Origin of the sequence: Halorussus marinus (genome assembly GCF_004521895.1) — an archaeon.
Classification (GTDB): Archaea; Halobacteriota; Halobacteria; order Halobacteriales; family Haladaptataceae; genus Halorussus; species Halorussus marinus.
Genome location: NZ_SBIR01000012.1, coordinates 54,877 through 76,704, shown reverse-complemented (window position 1 = coordinate 76,704; position 21,828 = coordinate 54,877). Strand labels below are relative to the sequence as shown.

Genomic DNA, 21,828 nt, shown 5'->3' with positions numbered 1-21,828 from the left:
GGGACGTTGTCCCCGCGAGCGAGGCCGAAGCCCGAGCGAGCGGACCAAGCGAGGACCGAAGGGACGAGCGCAGGTTTTTGATCGAGCGTTTGCAAGGGCGGCGCGCGTATGCGCCGCCCTTGCAAAAGCTCGCGCTTAGTCCTCGCCCGAGTCGTAGTGCTCGCCCGCGGCGTCCGGAATCTGGGTCCGGCCGACGAACGCGAGCACGACGACGACGGTCACGTACGGGATGATCCCGATGAGTTCGCTCGGAATGCTGTACCCCAACTGCTGGAGTCGGATCTGGAGCGCGTCGAGGCTCGCGAAGAGGAACGACGCGCCGAACGCCCCGAGCGGGTTGTAGTTGCCGAACAGGTAGGCGGTGATGCCGATCCACCCGCGGCCGTTGATCATCGTGGTGCCGCCGCCGATGAACTGGCCGACGCGACCGAGCGCGAGCCCGGCGCCACCGATCCCCGAGAACAGTCCCGAGAGCAGGACGCCGGCGTACCTGACCTTCCGGACGTCGACGCCGACGGTGTCGAGCGCCTTAGGGTTCTCGCCGCTGGCCTCGATCCACCGGCCGAACGCGGTGCGGTTGAGCGTGTACCACGACGCCGCGACCGCGACCAGCAGCATGTAGACGGTGGGGTTGGCGTCGAAAAGCACCGGCCCGAAGAACGGGATCTCCGAGAGGACGGGCACGGTCCAGTCGTTGAGCGTCGCGATCGGCGGGCTGTTGACCTGCCCCCAGATGACCTTGCTGGCGAACGGCGCGAGCCCGAGCGCGATCAGCCACACCGCCAGCCCCGCGATGATCTGGTCGGCCTTGTACTCGATGCAGACCACCGCGAACAGCAGCGCGAACAGGACGCTCGCCAGCACCGCGACGCCGAACGCGACCCAGAGGTCGAACTGACTCGGGGTGCCCCCGCCCAGCGTCGCCGCAACCGCGATCGAGGTGAACGCCGAGATGATGAGCAGGCCTTCGAGCCCGATGTTGATGACTCCGGACTTCTCGGCGAAGATCCCGCCGAGCGCCGCGAACGCGATCGGAACGGTCAGCCGGAGCACCGAGCCGACGTAGTTGGGGTCGGTGACCAGCGTGAGCAACACGACCGCGAGCCCGGTGAACGGGTTGGCAGGGAACAGCACCTCGATCGCGATCAGCGCCGCGACCACCAGTCCGACCGCGCCGAGGAGCCACCGCCGTTTGCGCGAGGTGTCGGCGTAGCTCATTCGGAGTCACCTCCGTCGTCGGCGCCGCCCATCCGAGGCGTCCCGCCGTCGGTCGCGACCGCCGGCTCGTCGTCGCCGTAGCCGTAGCGGATTCCCGCCATCCGGAAGAACTCCGGCATGGCGACGAACAGGATGACCAGCCCGCGGAGCACCCCCACGAGCTGTTGGGGGACCGCGAGGTCGAACTCGATGACGAGGCTCCCGCCCTTCAGCGCACCGAACAGGAGCGCGGCCGGGACCACGCCGATCGGGTTGTTGCCCGCCAGAATGGAGACGGTGATGCCGTCGAACCCGAGCGACGGGATGCCGCTCTGCCACTGGCCGGCGACCATCAGCACGTACACCGCGCCGCCGACGCCGCCGAGCGCGCCCGACAGCGCCATGCTGGAGACCATCGTCTTCTTGGCGTCGACGCCGCCGTACTCGGCGGCGTCGGGCTGGACCCCGCTGGTCCGGAGATCGTAGCCGAAGCTGGTCCCCCGAAGCACCCAGTAGACGAGTCCGGCGAGCGCCAGCCCGCCGACGAGCGCCAGCATCGAGAACCCGTCGATCCCGAGGACCAACGCCGGGAGCTGGGCGTACTCGGGGACGAACCGGGTCTGGACCGTCTGGCTCCCGGGGTCTTTGAACACCTCCGAGACGAGGGTGAACGCGATGCCCGTCGCGACGAAGTTGAGCATGATCGTGGTGATGACCTCGTTGGCGTCGGCGTACGCCTTCAGCGCCCCGGGAATCGCCCCCCAGAAGCCGCCAACCGCCGCCCCGACCAGCAGGCCGACCGCGACGAGGACGACCCCGCCGACCAGGCCAGCCGGCACGACCGGCGCGACCCACAGCACCGACAGGCCGGTGCCGAGCGCGCCCAGCACGAGCTGGCCCTGCGTCCCGATGTTGAACATGCCCGCCCGAAATGCGACCGCGACCGACAGCCCGGTAAACAGCAACAGCGTCGTCTCCTGGAGCGTGGTCGCGAGGTTGAACGTCGAGCCGAACGCTCCCTTCAGGAGGACCCAGTACACCTCGATCGGGTTGTAACAGAACTCACCGAGGCCGCCGAGCGTGGCGAACGGCGCGGACGGACACGGCGACAACACCCACCCGGAGATCAGCACGACCACCGCCCCGACCACGACCGACAGCCCGAGCGCGGCGAGGCTGATCAGGATGCGCTCGATCGCCGAGGCGTCGACCAGCCCGCCGAGCGCGCGACCGATCGTCGAGTCGTCGCCGCTCATCGGTCACCACCCGGGGGGTCGGCGATGCTCGGGGCGTCCTCGGGGGTCTCGCCCGCCATCAGCAGGCCAAGCTCCTCCTCGGTCACCCGATCGGGGTCGACCACGTCGACGAGTTCGCCCTCGTGCATGACGCCGAGCCTGTCCGAGAGCTGCTGGACCTCGTCGAGCTTCGAGGAGACGAGCAACACCGTCTTGCCCGCCCGCCGGAGGTCGAGCAGGCGGTCGTGGATGAACTCGATCGAGCCCACGTCGACCCCGCGGGTCGGGTGAGAGGCCACGATCACGTCCGGGTCGCGGGCGAACTCCCGGCCCACGATGAACTTCTGCTGGTTTCCCCCCGACAGCGACGCCGACTCGGCGTCGGCGTTCGGCGGGCGCACGTCGTACTCCGCGATGATCTCCTCGGCGTGCTCGCGGGTGTGTTCCCAGTCGATGCGGCCGCCGGCGGCGAACTCGCTCGTGTGCTGGCTCCCGAGCAGTCCGTTCTCCACGAGGTCGAACTCCATCACGAGCCCGCGCTCCTGGCGGTCCTCGGGGATGTAGGCCATCCCGGCGTCGATGCGCTCGCGCCGAGACCGGTCGGTCACGTCCTCGCCGCCGATCTCGACCCGCCCCGACTCGGGCGTCCTGAGCCCGGTAACGGCCTCGACGAGTTCGGACTGGCCGTTGCCGTCCACGCCCGCGATCCCGAACACCTCGCCCTCTCTGGCGTCGATGTCGACGCCGCGGACCTGCTCGACCCCGCGGTCGTCGGTGACTCGGAGGTCCGAGACCGCGAGCCCCACCGCGCCGGGGTCGGCGGGCTCCTTGTCGGCTTCGAGCAACACCTCCCGGCCGACCATCAGCTCCGCGAGCTCCTCGCGGGTGGTGGCATCGGCGTCGACGGTGCCGACGTTCTTCCCGTTCCGGAGGACGGTGATGTCGTCGGCGGCCTCCATCGCCTCCCCGAGCTTGTGAGTGATGAAGATGATCGTCTTGTCCTCGGCCGCCAGTTCGTCGAACACCTCGAAGAGGTCCGCGACCTCCTGTGGGGTCAACACCGCGGTCGGCTCGTCGAGGATCAGCACGTCGGCGCCGCCGTACAGCGCCTTCAGAATCTCGACGCGCTGTTGGACCCCGACGCTCACGTTCTCGACCCGGGCCTCCGGGTCGACGTCGAACCCGTAGCGCCGACTCAGCTCCCGGACCTCCCGATCGGCCCGGACGCGATCTATCGCGAGCCCGCCCCACTTGCGGGGCTCGTGACCGAGGACGATGTTCTCGGCGGTGGTGAGCGTGTCCACGAGCATGAAGTGCTGGTGAATCATCCCGACCCCCGCGTCGATGGCGTCCCGCGGCGTTTCGAACTCCCGGGGTTCCCCGTCGAGGTGGACGGTCCCGCCGTCCGGCTGATACAGTCCGTAGAGGACGTTCATCAGCGTCGTCTTTCCCGCGCCGTTCTCACCGAGCAGGGCGTGGATCGAGCCCTCCTCGACTTCGAGGTCGACCTCGTCGTTGGCGACCACGCCGGGGAACCGCTTTGTTATCCCCTCGAGATAGACGGCTGCGCTCATCTGTCTCGGTGTTCCGGGCCGGCGTGCTTAAGGAACCCGGAATTATTTTCCGGAGTCTCGGACGGCCGACACGACGGTTACAGCTCGCTGGTCTCGGTCGGCACTTCGATCTCGCCCGCGACGATCGCCTCCCGGGACGCCGCGAGGCTCTCGGTGACCGACTCGGGGATGGCGTCGCCGAGTTCGGCGCCGTACACCGCCGCGACACCGTCGCGTTCGAGCCCCAGGACGTTGGTCGCGCCATCGAACTCGTCGTCGACGACGCTCTCGATCGACCGGAACACGGCCCGATCGACACGCTTTACCATGCTCGCGAGGATCACGTCGGCGTACTCGGGCAGGCTCTCGGACTGGTCGGCGTCGACGCCGATCGCGAACCGGCCTACCTCCTGGGCCGCCTGAAACACCCCGCTCCCGGTGCCGCCCGCGGCGTGGTAGACGACGTCTGCACCCTCGTTGTACATCGACAGCGCGATCTCTTGGCCCTGTGCCGGGTCGTTCCACGCGCCCGCGTACGCGGTCCGGACTTCGATGTCCTCGTCGGCGTGGGCGACGCCCGCCTTGTACCCCGCCTCGAACTTCTCGATCAACGGCACCTCCCGGCCGCCGACGAACCCGACGACCGCGTCGTCGTTCGTCTCGCCGGCGCCAGCGCTGAACTCCATCTGGGTGAGTAGCCCCGCCATGTGGCCGACCTGAAACGACCCCTCCTGCTCGCGGAACGTGTAACTGGCGACGTTGTCGGCGTCGACGGTGGTGTCGACGACCATGAACCGCTGGTCGGGGAACCGCTCGGCGTTGCGCCGGAGCGGTTCCTGCTGGACGAACCCGATACAACAGAGCAGGTCGTAGTCGGGACTGCTCGACTGGGCGAACCGTTGCTGGAGGTTCGCGACCTCGCTCGGAGTCCCGGGCTCGGCGTTCGTGAACGCCACGTCGTACTCGTCGGCGGCGTTCTGGACGCCCTGATGGGCCATGTCGTTGAACGAGTTGTCCCCGAGCCCGCCGGTCGCGTACACCATCCCGACGTTCGTCACGTCGTCCTGTACGAATCCGGCGGTGCCGAGCGCCGCGACACCGGCGATTCCCCCCAAGAAGCGTCGTCTCGTGTGTCTCCCCCGCATACCGGTACCATCACCATCGTCCGTGATGAAATCGACGCTTTGTTGCTCGACCGGCCGCCCCGACGAAAGACCGTTACAGGTCGCTGGGGTCGGTCGGCACCTCGATGTCGCCCTCGACGATGGCGGTCTCGGACTCTTCGAGCGCCGACCGTACGTCTTCGGGGACCTCCGAGCCGATGTTGTTGCCGTAGACGACCGAGACGCCGTCCTGTTCGAGGCCGAGCGTCTCGGTGCTCCCGCCCTCGAACTCGCCGTTGACCACGTTCTCGATCGACCGGTACACCGCCTCGTCGACCCGCTTTACCATGCTCGCGAGGATCACGTCGTCGTACTTCGCGAGGCTCTTGGACTGGTCGGCGTCGACGCCGATCGCGAACCGGCCCGCCTCCTGGGCCGCCTTGAAGACGCCGTTGCCCGTCCCGCCCGCGGCGTGATAGACGAAGTCTGCACCCTTGTCGTACATCGACAGCGCGATCTCCTGGCCCTGCGCGGAGTCGCTCCACGACCCGGCGTAGGCGGTCCGGACCTCGACGTCCCCGTCGGCGTGGGCGACGCCCGCGCGGTATCCCGCCTCGAACTTCTTGATCAGCGGGGTCTCTTTCCCGCCGACGAAGCCGACGACCGCGTCGTCGGTGGTCTCGCCCGCGCCCGCGCTGAAGTCCATCTGGGTGAGTAGCCCCGCCATGTGGCCGGCCTGGAACGACCCCTCTTGTTCTTTGAACACGTAGTTGGCGACGTTGTCGGCGTCGACGGTGGTGTCGACGACCATGAAGTTCTGATCGGGGAAGTTCGCGGCGTTCTGTGAGAGGGAGTCCTGCTGGACGAATCCGATGCAGGGGATGAGATCGTAGTCGGGGTCGGTCGACTGGGCGAACCGTTGCTGGAGGTTCGCGACCTCGCTCGGACTCCCGGGTTCGGCGTTCGTGAACGCCACGTCGTACTCGTCGGCGGCGTCCTGGACGCCCTGGTGGGCCATGTCGTTGAACGAGTTGTCGCCGAGCCCGCCGGTCGCGTACACCATCCCGACGTCGGTGACTCCGCCGCTCTCGGTGGTCTCTCCGTTTCCGTCGGCGTCGTCGGCCGCGGTGGTCTCCTCGCTCCCGTCGCCGCCGCCCAGACAGCCGGCGAGGCCGAGTCCGAGCGCGCTCGCGCCGCCGACTTTCACGATCCGCCGTCTCCGGTCGTCGATCTTCGTCATCTTACGGTATGGATTCCGTCACCTACGCATAAACCCGTCGCTTCGGGGCTGAAACCCGAATACTCAGCGGTTTGAGAACTCAGCGAAGCGACTACTTCGCGGCGTCGACCGCCGCCTCGACCGCCGCGACCGCCGACCCCACCAGTTCGTCGACGTCGTCGCTCTCTGCGTACACTCGCACGTACGGTTCGGTACCGCTGGGGCGGACCAGCACCCACGACCCGTCGGGCAGGGTCGCCCGGACGCCGTACTCGGTCTCGACCGACGCCTCGGGGTATCGTTCGGGGATCGCCGTCTCCAGTCGCCCCATCGCCGCGGTCTTGGCGTCGTCGGGACAGGCGACGCTCTGCTTGCGGTACGGGCGCTCGGTCACGGGGTCACGGAGGGGCCCGAGCCCGCCGGCGGCCGCGACCAGTCGGGCGATCACCGCCGCGCTCGCGACGCCGTCGATCCACCCGCCGAACCGGGTGTGGACGTGCTTCCACGGCTCGGCCGCGAACGCGACCTCGGTCCCCTCGGCGCCCGCCTCCCGGGCCGCCCCGATCCCCTCGTGGAGCGCGCCGAGTCGGACCCGCTCGACCCGCCCGCCCGCGGCCTCGACCTGCTCGTCGATGCGGCCCGAGGCGTTCGGCGTCGTCACGACCACGGGGTCGTCGGCGTCGCTGGCCGCGGTGTAGTGGGACGCCAGAATCGCGACTACGGTGTCTTCGTGGACGACCTCGCCGTCGCCGTCGACGACGACGATGCGGTCGGCGTCGCCGTCGTGACCGATCCCGAACGCCGCCTCGTCGGCCGCGACGAACTCCCGGAGGTCCGCGAGCGTCTCGGGCGTCGGCTTGCTCTCCCGACCGGGGAAGTGGCCGTCGACGTTGGCGTTGAGCGCGACCACGTCGGCCCCGAGCGCCCGAAGCACCTGCGGGGTGGCGACCGCCGCCATCCCGTTGCCACAGTCGACCGCGATCCGGAGCCCGTCGAGAGGCGCGCCGTGACCGATCGCGTAGTCGGTGACCGCGTCCCGGTAGGCGTCGAGCACGCCGGCGCGCTCGCCGCCGCCCCACTCGTCCCACGCGACCGGCGGCTCGTCGGCCTCGACCCGGTCGTTCACCGTCAGCTCGGCGTCGCGGTCGTACTCCTGTCCGTCGACGAACAGCTTGATGCCGTTGTCGGTCGGGGGGTTGTGGCTCGCGGTGAGCATCGCGCCCCGTCGGCCGCGCGAGGCGAACGCGAGCGCGGGGGTCGGGAGCTGGCCGGCCCGGCGCACGTCCGCGCCCGCACTCTCCAGTCCCGCTTCCATCGCGGCCGCCAGCGCGGGGCCGGTCTGGCGACCGTCGCGGGCGACGACGAACGACGTCCGGTCGGCGTCGGTCCCGGCGCGCTCGACCGCCTCGCGGCCGGCCGCGCGGCCGACCGCGAGCGCGAGCTCCGGGGTCACGGTCTCGACTGCGCTGCCGCGGATACCCGCGGTTCCGAACAGATCCATGTAGCCTATCTCGCGTCCGGGACCACTTAGCTTTCCGCGGTTCGGGGCGCGACCCTCCGGGCGCTGACAGATCGGCCGGCGACCGGCCGGGCCGGCCTGAGCCGGAGCGGGCCGAATCGGTGACCCGTGAAACCTAAACCGTCGACTTGCGTACGGGGGCACATGGAACTACCGAGTCCGACCACGCCGGAGGGACTGTTCGACTATCTACTGTGGGGAATCGTGGCGCTGTCGGCGCTCATCGGGATCGCGCTGTTGGCGTTCGGAACGTACTGATCGACCGGGCCGAGGGCTCAGAGCTCGACGCCGCTCGGGATCAGGCTGTGCTGGCGGAGGAGGTTCCCGTCGCGGTTGTAGACGAGGAACGTTTCCTTGTCGTACTCGACGAGGTCCTCGCCGTTGATGCTGATCTCGACATGGTACCGGCCGTCGGGGTCGCCGGTGGCCTTGCCGTACTCGCGGGCGGCCCGGATGAACTTCAGCACGTCGTCGGCGTCCTGATTGAGTTCGAGCACGAAGTCTCCGGTGATGCGGTTGGTGACGCTCACCACCCCCGTGGTGTCCTCGCCGTCGACCGGCCCCTGCAGCCGGAACGCGACGTCGGTCTCACCCGCGTCGAGCAGGTCGCCGTCGGTCCCGCTGAGGCGCTCTCGGAGCGTCGAGGACGGTCCCTCGAAATCGATGAGTACCGTCGGCTTCCGAGCGTCGTCGCCCTCCTCGACCCAGTCGACGTTCCGAACGTCCAGCGTGAAGTAATCGCGCCTCATTCCGTACTTCGACGTACGGTCCGACGCGTCATGAACGTAACGCCGCCGGACCGTCGATGTGGCGAGCCCTCGCCGCGGGAGAGTCGACCCGTGATTTAAGTACCCCCGATTCGATTTGCCGGGTGAACCCGACGGCGGGCGCGCTCGCCGTCACTCGCCTATCCATGCCCGAGCTTACCGCCGACGACGTTCGGATCCGAATCCGGGAGTTCGAGCGCAGGCTCCGCCGGACCGCCGAGGTGCTCCGGGGCTCGTCGGTCGAGGTCGACGGCTACGATCCCGACGACCACGGACCGCTGGTCTCGTTCTCGGGGCTCGACGGCTACGAGGAGGTCGACCGCTACTGGGTCGACGCCCCGTTCGCGTTCGTCTCGGTCAACTACGACGACGTCGAGAACGAACACCTGTATCAGGTGGTCGAGCCCGACCTCGACGACCTCGAAACCGAACTGCTCGACCGGCTGATCGACGACATCCGCGACTCGCTCATCCACCGCGGGGAGACCGCCGACGAGGGCGACCCCGACGCCGAGGCGACCGCCGAGCGCGTGGCCGAGACCGCGCTGAAAGAGGAGCTCCGCGAACTGCTGTCGGTGTACGGCGTCGAGGTCGAGCCCGCGAGCTTCTATCGGCTCTTCTACTACCTCCACCGGTCGTTTCGGGGGTTCGGGAAGCTCGATCCGCTGTTGGCCGACCCCCGCATCGAGGACATCTCCTGTGACGGCTACGACCTCCCGATCTTCGTCTACCACGACGACTACACCGACATCGAGACCAACATCGCGTACGGCCAGCGCGAACTCGACAACCTCGTGATGCGGCTGGCCCAGCGGTCGGGCAAGCACGTCAGCATCGGCGACCCCGTCGTCGAGACCACGCTACCCGACGGCTCGCGCGCCGAACTCGCCCTCGGCGAGGAGGTCACGCCCCGCGGGTCGGCGTTCACCATCCGGAAGTACGCCGACGAGCCGTTCACGCCGGTCGACCTCATCGAGTACGGTACGTTCAGCCTCGACCAGATGGCGTACCTCTGGCTCGCCATCGAGTCCAACAAGTCGCTGATCTTCGCGGGCGGGACCGCCTCGGGCAAGACCACGTCGATGAACGCGATCTCGATGTTCATCCCGCCGCGCTCGAAGGTGCTCACAATCGAAGACACCCGCGAGCTGGCGCTGTACCACGACAACTGGCTGTCGTCGGTCACCCGCGAGCGCCGGGGGTCGGCCGCCGACATCACGATGTACGACCTGCTTCGGTCGGCGCTTCGCCACCGCCCCGAGTACATCGTGGTCGGGGAGGTCCGGGGCGAGGAGGCGATGACGCTGTTTCAGGCGATGAACACCGGCCACACCACCTACTCGACGATGCACGCCGACTCGGTCCAGACGGTGATCAACCGACTCGAGAACGACCCCATCAACGTCCCCCGGGCGATGATCCAGAGTCTGGACATCCTGTCGGTCCAGACGCTGACGTACGTCGGCGACGAGCGAGTCCGCCGGAACAAGGTGCTCGCCGAGATCGAGGGGATCGACCAGCGCACCGGCGACCTCGACTACTCGACGACCTTCTCGTGGAACGCCGGCGAGGACACGTTCCGGCGCAACGACAGCTCCGTCCTCGACGAGATCCAAGACGAGCGGGGCTGGTCGCGTAGCGAACTCCTCAAAGAGATCCGGAATCGCAAGCGAGTCCTGGAGTATCTCCGCGATCGGGGGGTCACCGACTACCGCCGGTTCACCGCGATGATAAACGAGTACTACGCCCACCCCGAGCGCGTGCTCGACGCCATCGACCTCGACACCGAGATCGACGCCGGGTTCGAATGATGCTCGAATACCTCCCGCTCGCGGTGGTCGCGATCGTCGGCGTCCCGCTCGCGCTCGCGGCGCTGACCCGCCGGGGCGATCGGGCGCTCACCCGGCTCGCGCTGGCGCTGTTCGACGGGTGGGTCGCCGACCGCGGGCGGCGCCAGCGCGAGCGCCGCGAACTACTCTACGCGGTCCACCTCGAAGACACCTACCGGATGTACGCCTCGAAGACCCTGCTGTACGCGGGGCTGGTCGCGCTCGCCGGGAGCGTCGTCGGGGTGTATCTGGCGGCGGGCGTGCTCGCGCTGTTCAAGATCTCGCCCGAAACAGTGCGGGCGACGCTCCCCCAACAGCTCTGGTTTCTCGCGGACCTGCTCGTGTTCCCGGATCTCTCGCTCGGGGAACTGTTCACCCTGCTGGCGTTCAGCAGCGCGACCCTCGGGGTGGCGGGCGGGGCGATCACGTACTGGATCCGGTGGGAGAACCTCTCGTACCGGGCGAACGCCCGCGCCCGCCAGATCGACGAGAGCATCGCCCGGACGGTGGCGTTCTTCTACGCGCTGTCCCGGAGCGGAATGGCGTTTCCCGAGATCATGCGGAGCCTCGCGCGCAACCGCAGCGTCTACGGCGAGACCGCCGAGGAGGTCGCGGTCGCGGTCAAGTCGATGGACTACGCCGGCCTCGACATGCTGTCGGCGATCGAACGCCTCGCCGACCGCACGCCGAGCCAGAAGTTCCGGGAGTTCACCGACAACCTCGCCAGCGTCCTCCAGAGCGGCCAGTCGATCCCGGCGTACCTCGACGACCAGTACGAGCGCTACCGCGAGGACGCCGAGGCCGAACAGGAGGCGTTCCTCGAACTGCTCGCCACGCTCGCGGAGGCGTACGTGTCGGTGTTCGTGGTCGCGCCGCTCCTTTTCATCACGATCCTCGTCATCATGGGGCTGATGGCGATCGGCCGGACCCTGCCGTTGCTCCGGGTCATCGCGTACTTCGCCGTCCCGCTGGCGAACGTCGGCTTCATCATCTACCTCGACAGCATCACCGAGTCGCTCCGGGCGACCCGAGAGGCCCGCGAGATCGACGCCGCGCCCGGGCTGTTGGCGGGGGTCCGGCGGACCGACGACCCCGACGCCGACCGGACCGGGACCGAGCGCCCGGCGGTCGAGGGGTCGGCGGTCCGGAGCGACGGGGGCGAGCGCCCCGCCGCCGACTCGTCTGCCGGGCTCGCCTTCGAGCGTCTCGCGGCCTTCGAACGGGTCCGGTGGCTCCGGGACCTGCTGTCGAACCCGGCCCGCACGCTCCGGGAAAATCCCGTGTACGTGCTGTACGCGACCGTCCCGCTCGGGGTGCTCTCGGTGGTGCTCCGGGCGTGGCCCCACCTCGTGGCCGGGACGCTCACCGTCGAGACGCTCGACGACTTCGTGGTGCAGGCCGCGCTCGTCGTGGTCGGCTCGTTCGCGGTCGTCCAGGAGCTCCACCGCCGGCGGATCGACGCGATCGAGGCCGCGGTGCCCGACTTCCTCGATCGGCTCGCCAGCGTCAACGAGGCGGGCATGTCGATCGTCGAGAGCCTCGAACGAGTCGCCGACACCGAACTCGGGGCCCTCGACGCCGAGGTCGAGCGTCTCCGGACCGACATGGCGTGGGGCGTCGAGGCCCGGACCGCGCTCTACCGGCTCGAAGACCGGATCGACGCGCCGGTGATCACGCGGGTCACCACGCTACTCGGTAACGCGATGCACGCAAGTAGCGACCTCGCGCGCGTGCTCCGGATCGCGGCCGACGAAGCGCAGGACACCCGCCGGCTCAAGCGCAAGCGCCGCCAGGAGATGGTGACCTACGTCGTGATCATCTACCTCGCGTTCGTGGTCTTTCTGGTCATCATCGGCTCGCTCAACAGCATCCTCATCCCGAGCCTCCCGACCGGCGCGGCCGCACCGGACACCGGGGGCGCGATCAGCGGCGGCCCGCTCGCGGGCATCTCGGAGGTCGACGTCGAAGCCTACACCCTCCTGTTTTTCCACACCGCGCTGATACAGGCGCTTTTCTCCGGGCTGGTCGCCGGCCAGATGGGCGAGACCAGCGTGAAGAACGGCGCGAAACACGCCGCGGTCATGCTGGCTATCGCGTACGCGGTGTTCCTGCTGTTGCCGTGACCGGCCCCGCGCCGGCGCACGGAACCCGAGCGGTTTTCCCGCCGGGACGCCCACCGTCGGGTATGGACGGAGCGGACGAGCGCCGCGAGGTGCGAGCGACCTACGACCGCATCGCGGCCCACTTCTCGAAGACCCGCGAACACGCCTGGCCCGAGATCGAGGCGTTTCTGGCGGACGCGCCGCGAGTCGGGGTCGCGCTCGACCTCGGGTGCGGTAACGGCCGCCACGCCGAGCTACTGGCGGAGTCGGCCGACCGCGTGGTCGGCGCCGACGCGAGCGGCCGGCTCCTGTGCGAGGCCCGCGACCGCGCCGCGGATCGGGGGTTCGACGCCGACCTCCTGCAGTGTGACGCCGCCGGGGTTCCGCTCGGCGACGACGCCGTCGGCCGGGCGGTGTACGTCGCGACCCTCCACCACCTGCCGAGCCGGGACGCCAGAGTCGCGAGCCTGAACGAACTCGCCCGCGTCCTGACCCAAGACGGCCGGGCGCTGGTGAGCGCGTGGTCGACGGCCCACGACCGGTTCGACGAGGAGGCGGGCTTCGACACCGAGGTCGACTGGACGCTCCCCGGCGGCGAGACCGTCCCGCGGTTCTACCACATCTACGCTCCCGCCGAGTTCGAGGCCGACGTGGCCGACAGCGACCTCGATCCGATCGAGTTCGAGGTGTCGTCGGGCAACTGCTACGCCACCGTCCGCGGCGCGAAACAGTAAGGCCCTTAACGTCGGCTGGGGAATTTAGGAGTGCGAGCGCCGATGGTGAGACGGACGAAGTCCGTCGATGCGCGGCGCGAGCGACTAACGAGAGTGAGCGCCGATGGTCTAGTGGTAGGACCTGAGCCTTCCAAGCTCATGGCCCGGGTTCAAATCCCGGTCGGCGCATTTTCTGGCGAGTGAAGCGAGGCGAAAATCGCTACGAGGATTTGAATCAGCGAGTGGGAGGTGAGAGAGCGTCGACTCCCGACCGGCCCTCCCCTTCGCGACGCGACCGGGAGCGTGCCGGCCGGGCCGACTCCCGGTCGCCGCCGGGGTCCGTCCGAACTGAGCCCGCGACTCAGTACGGCGGCCGCTGTGCCCGGATGACGTCCGCGAGGTGCTGTTGTTCGTCGGCGATGAGTTCCGAGAGGTCGTCGGCGGTGATGATGCCCGTCAGCTCGCCGTCGGCGTCACAGACCGGCAAGCGTCGGACGCCGTTGTCGCTCATCAGGTCCGCGGCCTCGTAGAAGCCGTGATCGCGCTCGATCGTGACGAGGTCTTCTGACATCACCGCCTCGGCCGTCGAGTCGGTCGCCGCGTCGCCGTCGGCCAGCACGCGCATCGCGAGGTCCCTGTCCGTGACGATGCCGACCGGCGTCGCGCCGTCGGTGATAACGATACTCCCCACTCGTTCGTCTCGCATCGTCGTCGCGAGGTCCGAAACTGTCGTTTCGGCGCCGGCGCTGACGACGTCGTCGCGTGCGAGGTCTTCGATTGGCATTGGTTTTCCCCCGTACGAGACTTGGACACTGAGACGGAAAGCAGTAGTGGGACGTTACCGCGACCCGAGAATCGTCGGGTAGATTCGAGTGTCGCCGACGCCGACCACCGAGAACGCACGCCCGACCGCCACCAGAGCTTTCGCGCCCGGCGTCGAGACGCGAACCGATGAGCCAGCAACGCCGGGACGCGCTCGACGACGCGTACGAACCGACCGACGCCCGCCCGACGAACCGCCGCGAACTCGGACTGGGAGCGATCGGCGGCGCCGTCGCGACGGTCGCGATGACCGCGTTCCGGATGCCGATCAGCAGGTCGCTCCCGCCCACCGGACCGTTTCTGGCGAAGTATCTCGGGGGCGAGCCCGGCGACTACGGCTGGGAGGCGCTCGCGCTTCACCTCGGCTACGGGACGGCCGCCGGCGGCGTCTTCGGCGGACTCGCCGCGCGAGCGCTCGGCGCGACGACTCCGGACGGCGACTGCGGTTCGGAGGCGGGCCGCGAGGCGCGCGCGACCGCGCTGGGGGTCGCCTACGGGCTGGCGCTGTCGGCGTTCGGCGTCCGGGTCCTACTCGGCCGCGCGCTCGACGTGGACCTCGACCCCGACGAGCGACTCGTCTTCCACCTCGGCCACGTCGTGTACGGGCTCACGCTCGGGACGTGGTTCGGATCGAACGCCTGAGCCGTCGCGAGCCCGGAGCCCGGTAGCCGGTGTTATTTTACCGTCCCAGTCATTGGTTCCGGTACGAGACGCCGGTAGTGCGCCACCGAAACGATCCCCACCTAACGGATGACTGACCTCGCCCGCGTACTCTACGTCGCACCGACCCCCGAGCGGGGGGACGCCGTCGAGTCGTACCTCGCGGCCGGCCCCTCGGGGGTCGACATCTCGGTCGCGACGACCGCCGCCGAGGCGCTCGCCGCGATCGACGACCGGGATATCGACCGGGCGGTCGTCGACGAACACGTCGCGGACGCGGCCGCAACGCTCCGGGCGGCCGACCCCGATCTGCCGGTCGAGACGCTGGCCGCGCCCCCGGAGGCGTCAACCGACGTCGCGGCGCGCGCGCTCGCCGACCGGATCGCCCGCGCGGCGACCGCGAACGGCGATCGACCGATGTCACCCGAACCCGAGTTCGGCGCGGTCGCGCGGGCGGCGTCCGACGCCGTGCTCGTCGTCGACGTCGACGGCGTCGTCCGCTTCGCGAACGACGCGGTCGAGGGCGTGTTCGGGTACGAGCCGGCGGAGCTGATCGGCGAACCGCTGGCGCGGCTCGTCCCCGAGCGCCACCGCGGGGCGATGGCACGCTACCTCCGGGAGGGCGATCGGACCCTCGACCGGGAGTACGTCGAGTTCCCCGGTCGTCACCGCGACGGCCGCGAGCTCGCGCTCGGCGTCTCGTTCAGCGAGTTCACCCGCGGCGGGGAACGCCGATTCGCGGGCGTGATCCGGGACGTGACCGAGCGCGAGCGCCGGCTCGAACGGTACGAGGCGATGGTCGAAGCGGTCGACGACGGCATCTACGCGCTCGACGCCGACTCGCGGTTCATCGCGGTCAACGACGCCTACTGTCGACTGACGGGGATCGACCGAACCGAACTGCTCGGCGAGCGCGCCGCGAGCGTCTTCGGAGAGTCCCTCGCCGGGAGCCCGGATCGCCTCCGGGAGATCGCCGACGAGTCGGGCGGCCCCGCGACGATAGAGACGACAGTACCGAGCGCCGACGGCGAGTCGCGCCCCGTCGAGATCCGGCTGTCCCGGTGCCCGCTCGAGGGCGGCGAGACGGGGCGGGTCGGGATCGTTCGGGACGTCTCGGCCCGCAAGCGACGGGAGGCGAAGCTCACCTCGCTCCACGATCTGGTGCAGTCGCTGGCGGACGCGGAGACGGACGCCGAGGTGTACGACACCGCCGTCGACGCCGGCGTGGGGACGCTCGGGTTCGAGAACGTGGCGATCGTCAGCTACGAGTCGGGCGCGCTGGTCCCGGCGGCCCGCGAGTGGGCCGGGGGTGAGATCGACGACGCGCTCGTAGGGCGGCGCGGCGACGGCGTCGCGTGGGAGGCGTTCGCGGCGAGCGAGAGCCGGAGCGTCGACGACCTCCGGGTCGAGCGCGGCGACGAGGCGGCGATGGCGAGCGTGCTGGCAGTCCCGCTCGGGCGCCACGGCGCGTTTCTCGCGGGCGACCCCGAGCCCGGCGCGTTCGACGAGACCGACCGCTCGCTCGCGGAACTACTGTGTGCGACCGTCACCGCGGCGCTCGACCGGGCCGAACGCGAGGAGACGCTCAGACGCCGCCGGGACGAACTCGAAGCCAAAAACCGCGAGCTCGAGCGCGCGAACAGGCTGAACGAGGTGATTCGGAAGCTGACCCGGGCGCTGATCGAGGCCGCGACCCGCGACGAACTGTTGCGGTCGGTGTGCGAGCGCCTGACCGAGAGCGGCCCTTACCGGTTCGCGTGGTTCGGCGAGTACGATCGGGCGACCGGGGAGGTCGTCCCGGCCGCGACGGCCGGCGTCGAGGAGGGGTATCTGGAGAGCGTGACCGTCCGGGCCAAGTCGGACGATCCTGAGAGTCAGGGACCGTCGGGTCGGGCGATCCGGACCGGCGAGCCACAGGTCCAAAACGACATCTTCGGCGACCCGCCGTTCGAGTCGTGGCGCGAACAGGCGCTCAAGCGCGGCTATCGGTCGAGCGCGGCGATCCCGGTCGTCTACGACGAGAACCGCTACGGCGTGCTCAACATCTACGCGGGCGAGCCCGACGTCTTCGACGAGACCGAACGAATCGTACTCGCCGAACTCGGCGACATCACCGGCTACGCGCTCAACGCCCTCGAACGCAAGCAGGCGCTCGTGAGCGACCGGTCGATCGATCTCGACTTCCGGGTCCGAGGGTCCGAGTACCCGATACTGACGTTCGTCACCGAGACCGACGGGGAGTTCGAGTTCGAGAGCGTGGTCCAGCGCGGCGACGGCAGTCTCCACCTGTTTTTCACCGTTCGAGGGGCCGAGCCGACGGAGACGCTGACGTTCGCCGAGGCGCTGACCGAGATCGAGAACACCCGGCTCGTCGCCGAACGCGACGGCGAGTACCGCTACGAGGGAGAACTGGTCGCGTCGTCGTTCCTGGCGTCGCTTGTGAATCGCGGCGCGGTCCCCCAGTCGCTGACCGCGAGCGACGGTGAGGGCCGAGTCGTGGTCCGAATCCCCGAGAGCGCGAACGTCCGGACGTTCGTGGAGCTGTTCGAGTCGGCGTTCGAGGAAGTCGAACTGGTCGCGCGCCGCGAGCGCGACGAGCCCGTGCTGTCCGAGCAGGCGTTCGCCTCGAAACTGGAGGGCCGGCTGACCGAGCGACAGCGCGAGGTGCTCGAAGTCGCCTACTTCGGCGGCTTCTTCGAGTGGCCCCGGGACGCCACCGCCGAGGACATCGCCGAGATGCTCGGAGTGTCCCAGCCGACCGTGAGCCGACACGTCCGAGCGGGCGAGCGCGCGCTGTTCTCGCTGTACTTCGAGGACGCGGAGTGAGCCCCGTCGAACGCCGACCCGCCGGAAACCCCGACGCGATCCTGTGCCACTATATCACACACGAGATCGGTTCGGACCCGTCCGGAGACAATTTATACATATAACCCCACCGGGATCGGCTCGCGTATACACCTACCGGGAACCGATTTTTACGTACGGTACCTCCGATGGGACAGAGAATGAGCCAGACAGCAACTCCGACCACGTTCGAAGCCGCGACCAGCGAGCGAGTCATCGAGGCCGTCGCCGACGCCACCGACAGCGATCCGACCGACGTCGGCCCGCTCTACCACGTCGTCGATCCCGACGCGCTCGACCGACTGTTCGCGCCGACCAACCGGGGCGCCGTCAGGGCCGGCCACGTCACGTTCACCTTCGGCGGCTGTGACGTCGTCGTCCGGGGCGACGGCGAAATCGAGGTCGAGCGCCTCGACTCGGCGACCGACGGCGGCGTCGATACCGACCGCGACCGGACGTAGGTCCGACCTCGAACAGTGAGACGGAAACGACGTCGAGCGACGGCGAGCCGATAGCGATGACCGACCGGTTCGATCACACGTCGAGGGAGTCTCGCGAACGCGGGAGCGACAGCGCATCGATCGGGTGTCACTGCTGTGGCGACCCGATAGACACCGACGACTGGCATCCGGTCGCGACCCGACGCGACGAGGACGGCCGGATACAGATACACGACTTCTGCTGTGAGGACTGCCGGAGCGCGTGGGTCCGCGAGCGCGACCGGAACTCCGACTACACCGCCGACTGATTCACCTCGTAGACGACCACCCCGTCGTTCCGGAACGCCGGTTCGATGCCGGGATACCGCCCGAAGTCGAGGTTCTCGTCGGCGTAGGCCTCGCGTTCGAGCGGGCCGACGTAGACGTACTCGACGTCGTAGCGCTTCAGCAGTTCGGCGCGGTCGCTCCACTGGCCCCGATAGATGAGATCGACGTCCTCGGCCCGGCGTTCGGCGACGGTCGACCCGCGGTAGACGCCCTCCTGGTACACCCAGCCGACGACCGCGGGCAGACCGGTCAGCGACGGGACCGGGCTCGACCACGAGTAGGGGCTCCGACCCGGCGCGGTGACGACGTGGGGCTGGCCCGACTTGCGGTCGAGCCACCGGATCGCCTCGCCCTCGTCGGCGTGGCGGTCGTCGAGATAGGCGAGGCCGTCGAGGGTCGCCCCGTCGGCGCCGGTCGACTCGAAGTGGTTCTCCAGCGCGAGCCCGCCGTACATGCCGGTCGAGAGCACGAGCGCGACGGCGACGCCGGTCGCGACGTCGCCTCGCGAGACGTCGCGGCCCGGCACCGACCACCCGAGGTCGGCTCGCTGGCTCATCAGAGTCGCCAGCGCGGCCCCGGCGGCCGGGCCCCAGAGCACCCACACCTGCATGTACACCTTGAACACGGTGTTGAACCGACCGGAGATTGCGCTGTCTTCGACGTAGACGAACTCCACGAGCGTGACCAGCCCCGCGCCCGCGATTACCAACACGGTCTCGTAGCCGACGTCGCCGTCGGCCCGGAGGACGAGCCACCCCGCGACCACCAGCGGGACCACGAGGACGACGACCGGGTACCCGAGCCACCACCCGACCGCGACCAGCGCGGCCGCGAGGACGCCGAACCGGCCGGGGTCGACCGACAGCGACTCGCGGGCCCGCGGCCAGAGGAACAGCGCGAACGCGAGCAAAAAGGCGCCGTGGACGAGCAGGAGGCCGGTCGCGGTGGTCGGGGTCGGCAGGACGCCGAGGCTCCGGTTGCTCGCCGACTGGAGCAACACGCCCACGACGAACGGCGAGAGCCAGACGACCGCAAGCGCGCCGACCGCGGCCGCCCCGACGAACGCCGCGCCGATCCGGCGGGCTTCGGCGGCGACAGCGGCCCCGGGCGAGGCCGTCCCTCCGTCCGGAACCGAGGCGCTCCGGCCCCCGGTCGCGACGCCCGGCAGGAGGGTGAGGGGATCGGCGGGACCGAACGCGAACGCGAGCCACGCCACCCCGAGCCCGGTCGGGAAGCTCCAGACGTTGACGAGCGTGAGGAGAGCGACCACCGGCGGGAGCGCGACGAGCGCGAGGACCCGACGCCGTCGGCGGTTCTCGGGGTCGGTCCGGTAGTAGGCGAACCCCAGCGCGGCGATCACCAACAGGAACTGGGTGCTGAGCATGTGGCCGTGCAGGTCGCCGTTGAGGAACGCGAACAGCGGGAACTCGTTGATCGTGCCGGGGATCACGCGGCTCGGCGCCCAGTAGCCAAACTCCGAGAGTCCCGAGGCGACGAGGTCGCTCGCCGAGCTCCCGTCGATCGCTCCCGAGAGGCGGTCGGCAATCCCCGACGCGATCGGGTCCGGCACCAGCCAGACCAGCCCGGTCACGGGAACGACGAGGTTGCTCGCCACCCCCACGAAGAAGGCCCCGAGAGCGCCCGCGGTCGTCCGCGAGGCGCCGCGAGCATCGCCGAGCGCCGCGGCCAGCCCGTAGGCCGCGGTGACGAGCGAGGCGTAGAACCCCGAGAGCGCGAGGTTGTAGCCGTACTCGGGCGCGGTGCCGGTGAGGTGGGTGAGGACCGCCGCCATCAGGTGGCCGCCGTAGTAGTAGCGGACGTGGTCGCCGGCCCACCACATGTCGGCCGGCGGCAGGGCGTCGGCCCGGAGTAACGACCGGTAGATGCCGTAGTCGAGGAACTTCTCGCCGCCCCCGGGGACGATCGCGGGATCGACCGCACGGACCGCCACCAGCAACAGGAAAGCGACGGTGAAGACGAGCGCGGCCTCGGCGTACCCGCGGGGGCGGATCACCCGCGAGTCCGTCTCGCGCCGGAGGACGACCAGCGACAGCCCCGCGAGCACCGCCACCCCGAGGAAGGCGGTCCACCGACCGAACCCGACGTGTCCGACCAGAAAGACCGCGGTGGTCGTGACCGCCAGCCCGACCGGGACCGCGAAGCTCGCGCCCCGGTCGGGAAACCGGACGAACAGCCGGGCGGCGATCGGCAGCGCGGCGAACGCCAGCGCCTGAAACGCGGCGAGCCACAGCACGACGAGCGCGTACTCCATCGACAATAGGCGGGCCGCGAACCGATAAACCTCTTGGGGTTTCTGGGAGTCTCGACGGGCGTAGCGGCCCCGAGACCCCGGGACCGTCGGCGTCGAGGCAGGGTGGTTCACCGCCACAAACCCACACAGGGCGACCGAATCACAATCCTTATCCGTCAAACGGGGTTACGAGATAGTAGCGGGATGGGATAGCCAGGAGATTCCGGCGGGCTCATAACCCGCAGATCGGTAGTTCAAATCTACCTCCCGCTATACTTTTGCCGAACTCAGTTCCGCGAGACGCTTCGTCGCCGAGCGTCCGTCGAGTTCGGCACTCTCGCGCGAAGTAGATTCGAACGAGAGTGGAGCGTCCCGGAGCGGCCGTCGTTCGAATCTACCTCCCGCTGTTTTGTGCGACCTACTCGACGCGGGGCTCCACGACGGCGACATCTTCCGGAAGCGGCAAGCCGGTGAGAGGCCACGCCGCTTATTGAACTACGGGGCCTACCACTGGTGATGACATCAGCACTGTTCGTCGTCAGCGAGGAGGGCTACTGGGCAGAGGAATGTGTCGATCCGCTGGAGGCGCTTTCGGACGCCGGCGTCGACGTCGACGTGGCGACCCCGAGCGGGGACGTGCCGGTCGTCGACGAACGGTCGATCGACCCCGAGAACGTCGGCGAGGAGACCGCCGAACGGGTGAGGAAGGCCCACGAGAACGACGAGCGACTCCAGAATCCGATGGCGGTCGCGGACGCCGACGCCGACGCGTACGACGCCCTCGTGATTCCGGGCGGCCACGGCACCGCGTGGGACGTCAACCAGGACAAGCACGCCCGCGCGCTCCTCCGGGAGGTCGTCGAGCGCGAGGACGGCGGGAAGGCGCTGGTCGTCTGTCACGCGGTCGGAATCCTCGGATTCGCACGGCGTAGCGACGGCGGCTTCCTCGTCGAGGACCGCGAGGTGACCGGGTTCCCCAACGAGTGGGAACAAGACATCGTCGACGAGAAAGACCGCATGCCCGACGGGCGCAAGCTCCCCTACTGGACCGAGGACGAAGTGATCGCGGCGGGCGGCGACTGGGACGCCGAGCTCGATTCGGACACCAGCGTCACCGTCGACGGCGACCTCCTCACCGCGCGTGGCCCCGAGTCGTCTCACGCCGGCGCGGACGCGCTGCTCGAAGCGCTCGGCGCTACCCAGACCGCCTGATCGGTCGCGGGTCGTCGGCGTCGGACGCGGAGTCG

General features: G+C 69.4%; 17 protein-coding genes and 2 tRNA genes. 10 read left to right on the top strand and 9 right to left on the bottom strand.

Annotated features, from left to right (window positions below):
* Window positions 1–135: 135 nt before the first annotated feature.
* From EPL04_RS15080 to EPL04_RS15050, 7 genes are all read right to left on the bottom strand, one after another.
* Window positions 136–1,218 carry an ABC transporter permease gene (locus EPL04_RS15080; protein ID WP_134672023.1) on the bottom strand — a complete coding sequence of 361 codons (1,083 nt, stop codon included), beginning with the start codon at window positions 1,216–1,218 and terminating at the stop codon, window positions 136–138.
* The gene (locus tag EPL04_RS15075) at window positions 1,215–2,453 is read right to left on the bottom strand and encodes an ABC transporter permease (RefSeq protein ID WP_134672022.1); all 1,239 of its coding nucleotides are present in this window, start codon (window positions 2,451–2,453) and stop codon (window positions 1,215–1,217) included. Before EPL04_RS15075 ends, EPL04_RS15080 begins: the two co-directional genes overlap by 4 nt.
* Complete coding sequence (locus EPL04_RS15070; RefSeq protein WP_134672021.1) at window positions 2,450–4,006, bottom strand: ABC transporter ATP-binding protein; 1,557 nt, start codon at window positions 4,004–4,006, stop codon at window positions 2,450–2,452. The genes EPL04_RS15075 and EPL04_RS15070 overlap by 4 nt, the downstream gene beginning before the upstream one ends.
* Window positions 4,007–4,083: 77 nt before the next feature.
* A complete protein-coding gene (locus EPL04_RS15065; protein WP_245154591.1) occupies window positions 4,084–5,100 on the bottom strand; it encodes a BMP family lipoprotein in 1,017 nt (338 codons plus the stop codon).
* Between the two features lie 103 nt (window positions 5,101–5,203).
* Window positions 5,204–6,328, bottom strand: coding sequence for a BMP family lipoprotein (locus tag EPL04_RS15060; RefSeq protein ID WP_134672019.1), 1,125 nt, complete (start codon window positions 6,326–6,328; stop codon window positions 5,204–5,206).
* Window positions 6,329–6,419: 91 nt separating this feature from the next.
* Window positions 6,420–7,808, bottom strand: a complete 1,389-nt coding sequence (locus EPL04_RS15055; protein WP_134672018.1) for a phosphomannomutase — start codon at window positions 7,806–7,808, stop codon at window positions 6,420–6,422.
* A 293-nt stretch (window positions 7,809–8,101) separates the two neighbouring features.
* Window positions 8,102–8,575, bottom strand: coding sequence for a DUF5793 family protein (locus tag EPL04_RS15050; protein WP_134672017.1), 474 nt, complete (start codon window positions 8,573–8,575; stop codon window positions 8,102–8,104).
* Between the two features lie 164 nt (window positions 8,576–8,739).
* On the opposite strand from EPL04_RS15050, the gene EPL04_RS15045 reads away from it, so the two are divergent.
* From EPL04_RS15045 to EPL04_RS15030, 4 genes are all read left to right on the top strand, one after another.
* Entirely contained in the window at window positions 8,740–10,404 is a 1,665-nt protein-coding gene (locus tag EPL04_RS15045) for a type II/IV secretion system ATPase subunit (protein ID WP_134672016.1), read from the top strand.
* Window positions 10,401–12,545, top strand: a complete 2,145-nt coding sequence (locus EPL04_RS15040) for a type II secretion system F family protein (protein ID WP_134672015.1) — start codon at window positions 10,401–10,403, stop codon at window positions 12,543–12,545. Before EPL04_RS15045 ends, EPL04_RS15040 begins: the two co-directional genes overlap by 4 nt.
* A gap of 62 nt (window positions 12,546–12,607) precedes the next feature.
* Entirely contained in the window at window positions 12,608–13,258 is a 651-nt protein-coding gene (locus EPL04_RS15035) for a class I SAM-dependent methyltransferase (protein ID WP_134672014.1), read from the top strand.
* Window positions 13,259–13,355: 97 nt separating this feature from the next.
* Window positions 13,356–13,426, top strand: a tRNA-Gly gene (locus EPL04_RS15030).
* A 172-nt stretch (window positions 13,427–13,598) separates the two neighbouring features.
* Here the strand turns inward: EPL04_RS15030 and EPL04_RS15025 are convergent.
* Window positions 13,599–14,021, bottom strand: coding sequence for a CBS domain-containing protein (locus tag EPL04_RS15025; RefSeq protein ID WP_134672013.1), 423 nt, complete (start codon window positions 14,019–14,021; stop codon window positions 13,599–13,601).
* 167 nt (window positions 14,022–14,188) lie between these two features.
* Between EPL04_RS15025 and EPL04_RS15020 the strand changes: the two genes are divergently transcribed.
* The 4 genes from EPL04_RS15020 (at window position 14,189) to EPL04_RS15005 (ending at window position 18,311) form a co-directional block, all read left to right on the top strand.
* Window positions 14,189–14,701, top strand: coding sequence for a hypothetical protein (locus tag EPL04_RS15020; RefSeq protein ID WP_134672012.1), 513 nt, complete (start codon window positions 14,189–14,191; stop codon window positions 14,699–14,701).
* Window positions 14,702–14,809: 108 nt separating this feature from the next.
* The gene (locus EPL04_RS15015) at window positions 14,810–17,545 is read left to right on the top strand and encodes a PAS domain S-box protein (RefSeq protein WP_134672011.1); all 2,736 of its coding nucleotides are present in this window, start codon (window positions 14,810–14,812) and stop codon (window positions 17,543–17,545) included.
* A gap of 179 nt (window positions 17,546–17,724) precedes the next feature.
* The gene (locus tag EPL04_RS15010; protein ID WP_134672010.1) at window positions 17,725–18,024 is read left to right on the top strand and encodes a HalOD1 output domain-containing protein; all 300 of its coding nucleotides are present in this window, start codon (window positions 17,725–17,727) and stop codon (window positions 18,022–18,024) included.
* 56 nt (window positions 18,025–18,080) lie between these two features.
* Window positions 18,081–18,311, top strand: coding sequence for a DUF7576 family protein (locus tag EPL04_RS15005; RefSeq protein ID WP_134672009.1), 231 nt, complete (start codon window positions 18,081–18,083; stop codon window positions 18,309–18,311).
* On the opposite strand, the gene EPL04_RS15000 is transcribed toward EPL04_RS15005, so the two are convergent.
* Window positions 18,296–20,602, bottom strand: a complete 2,307-nt coding sequence (locus tag EPL04_RS15000) for a DUF2298 domain-containing protein (protein ID WP_134672008.1) — start codon at window positions 20,600–20,602, stop codon at window positions 18,296–18,298. The two genes, EPL04_RS15005 and EPL04_RS15000, sit on opposite strands and share 16 nt — an antisense overlap.
* Window positions 20,603–20,779: 177 nt before the next feature.
* On the opposite strand from EPL04_RS15000, the gene EPL04_RS14995 reads away from it, so the two are divergent.
* Together EPL04_RS14995 and EPL04_RS14990 are read left to right on the top strand one after the other, a co-directional pair.
* Window positions 20,780–20,854, top strand: a tRNA-Met gene (locus EPL04_RS14995).
* 243 nt (window positions 20,855–21,097) lie between these two features.
* On the top strand, window positions 21,098–21,793 hold the full coding sequence (locus tag EPL04_RS14990; RefSeq protein ID WP_134672007.1) for a DJ-1/PfpI family protein: 696 nt from the start codon (window positions 21,098–21,100) through the stop codon (window positions 21,791–21,793).
* The last annotated feature ends 35 nt before the right edge of the window (window positions 21,794–21,828 follow it).

What these genes read in the sequence shown, in the direction of transcription:
- EPL04_RS15025 (WP_134672013.1), bottom strand. Translation starts at nt 14,021, where the DNA reads ATGCCAATCGAAGACCTCGCACGCGACGACGTCGTCAGCGCCGGCGCC.
- EPL04_RS15010 (WP_134672010.1), top strand. Translation starts at nt 17,725, where the DNA reads ATGAGCCAGACAGCAACTCCGACCACGTTCGAAGCCGCGACCAGCGAG.
- EPL04_RS14990 (WP_134672007.1), top strand. Translation starts at nt 21,098, where the DNA reads ATGACATCAGCACTGTTCGTCGTCAGCGAGGAGGGCTACTGGGCAGAG.
- EPL04_RS15020 (WP_134672012.1), top strand. Translation starts at nt 14,189, where the DNA reads ATGAGCCAGCAACGCCGGGACGCGCTCGACGACGCGTACGAACCGACC.
- EPL04_RS15075 (WP_134672022.1), bottom strand. Translation starts at nt 2,453, where the DNA reads ATGAGCGGCGACGACTCGACGATCGGTCGCGCGCTCGGCGGGCTGGTC.
- EPL04_RS15060 (WP_134672019.1), bottom strand. Translation starts at nt 6,328, where the DNA reads ATGACGAAGATCGACGACCGGAGACGGCGGATCGTGAAAGTCGGCGGC.
- EPL04_RS15080 (WP_134672023.1), bottom strand. Translation starts at nt 1,218, where the DNA reads ATGAGCTACGCCGACACCTCGCGCAAACGGCGGTGGCTCCTCGGCGCG.
- EPL04_RS15035 (WP_134672014.1), top strand. Translation starts at nt 12,608, where the DNA reads ATGGACGGAGCGGACGAGCGCCGCGAGGTGCGAGCGACCTACGACCGC.
- EPL04_RS15070 (WP_134672021.1), bottom strand. Translation starts at nt 4,006, where the DNA reads ATGAGCGCAGCCGTCTATCTCGAGGGGATAACAAAGCGGTTCCCCGGC.
- EPL04_RS15040 (WP_134672015.1), top strand. Translation starts at nt 10,401, where the DNA reads ATGATGCTCGAATACCTCCCGCTCGCGGTGGTCGCGATCGTCGGCGTC.
- EPL04_RS15050 (WP_134672017.1), bottom strand. Translation starts at nt 8,575, where the DNA reads ATGAGGCGCGATTACTTCACGCTGGACGTTCGGAACGTCGACTGGGTC.
- EPL04_RS15055 (WP_134672018.1), bottom strand. Translation starts at nt 7,808, where the DNA reads ATGGATCTGTTCGGAACCGCGGGTATCCGCGGCAGCGCAGTCGAGACC.
- EPL04_RS15000 (WP_134672008.1), bottom strand. Translation starts at nt 20,602, where the DNA reads ATGGAGTACGCGCTCGTCGTGCTGTGGCTCGCCGCGTTTCAGGCGCTG.
- EPL04_RS15045 (WP_134672016.1), top strand. Translation starts at nt 8,740, where the DNA reads ATGCCCGAGCTTACCGCCGACGACGTTCGGATCCGAATCCGGGAGTTC.
- EPL04_RS15005 (WP_134672009.1), top strand. Translation starts at nt 18,081, where the DNA reads ATGACCGACCGGTTCGATCACACGTCGAGGGAGTCTCGCGAACGCGGG.
- EPL04_RS15015 (WP_134672011.1), top strand. Translation starts at nt 14,810, where the DNA reads ATGACTGACCTCGCCCGCGTACTCTACGTCGCACCGACCCCCGAGCGG.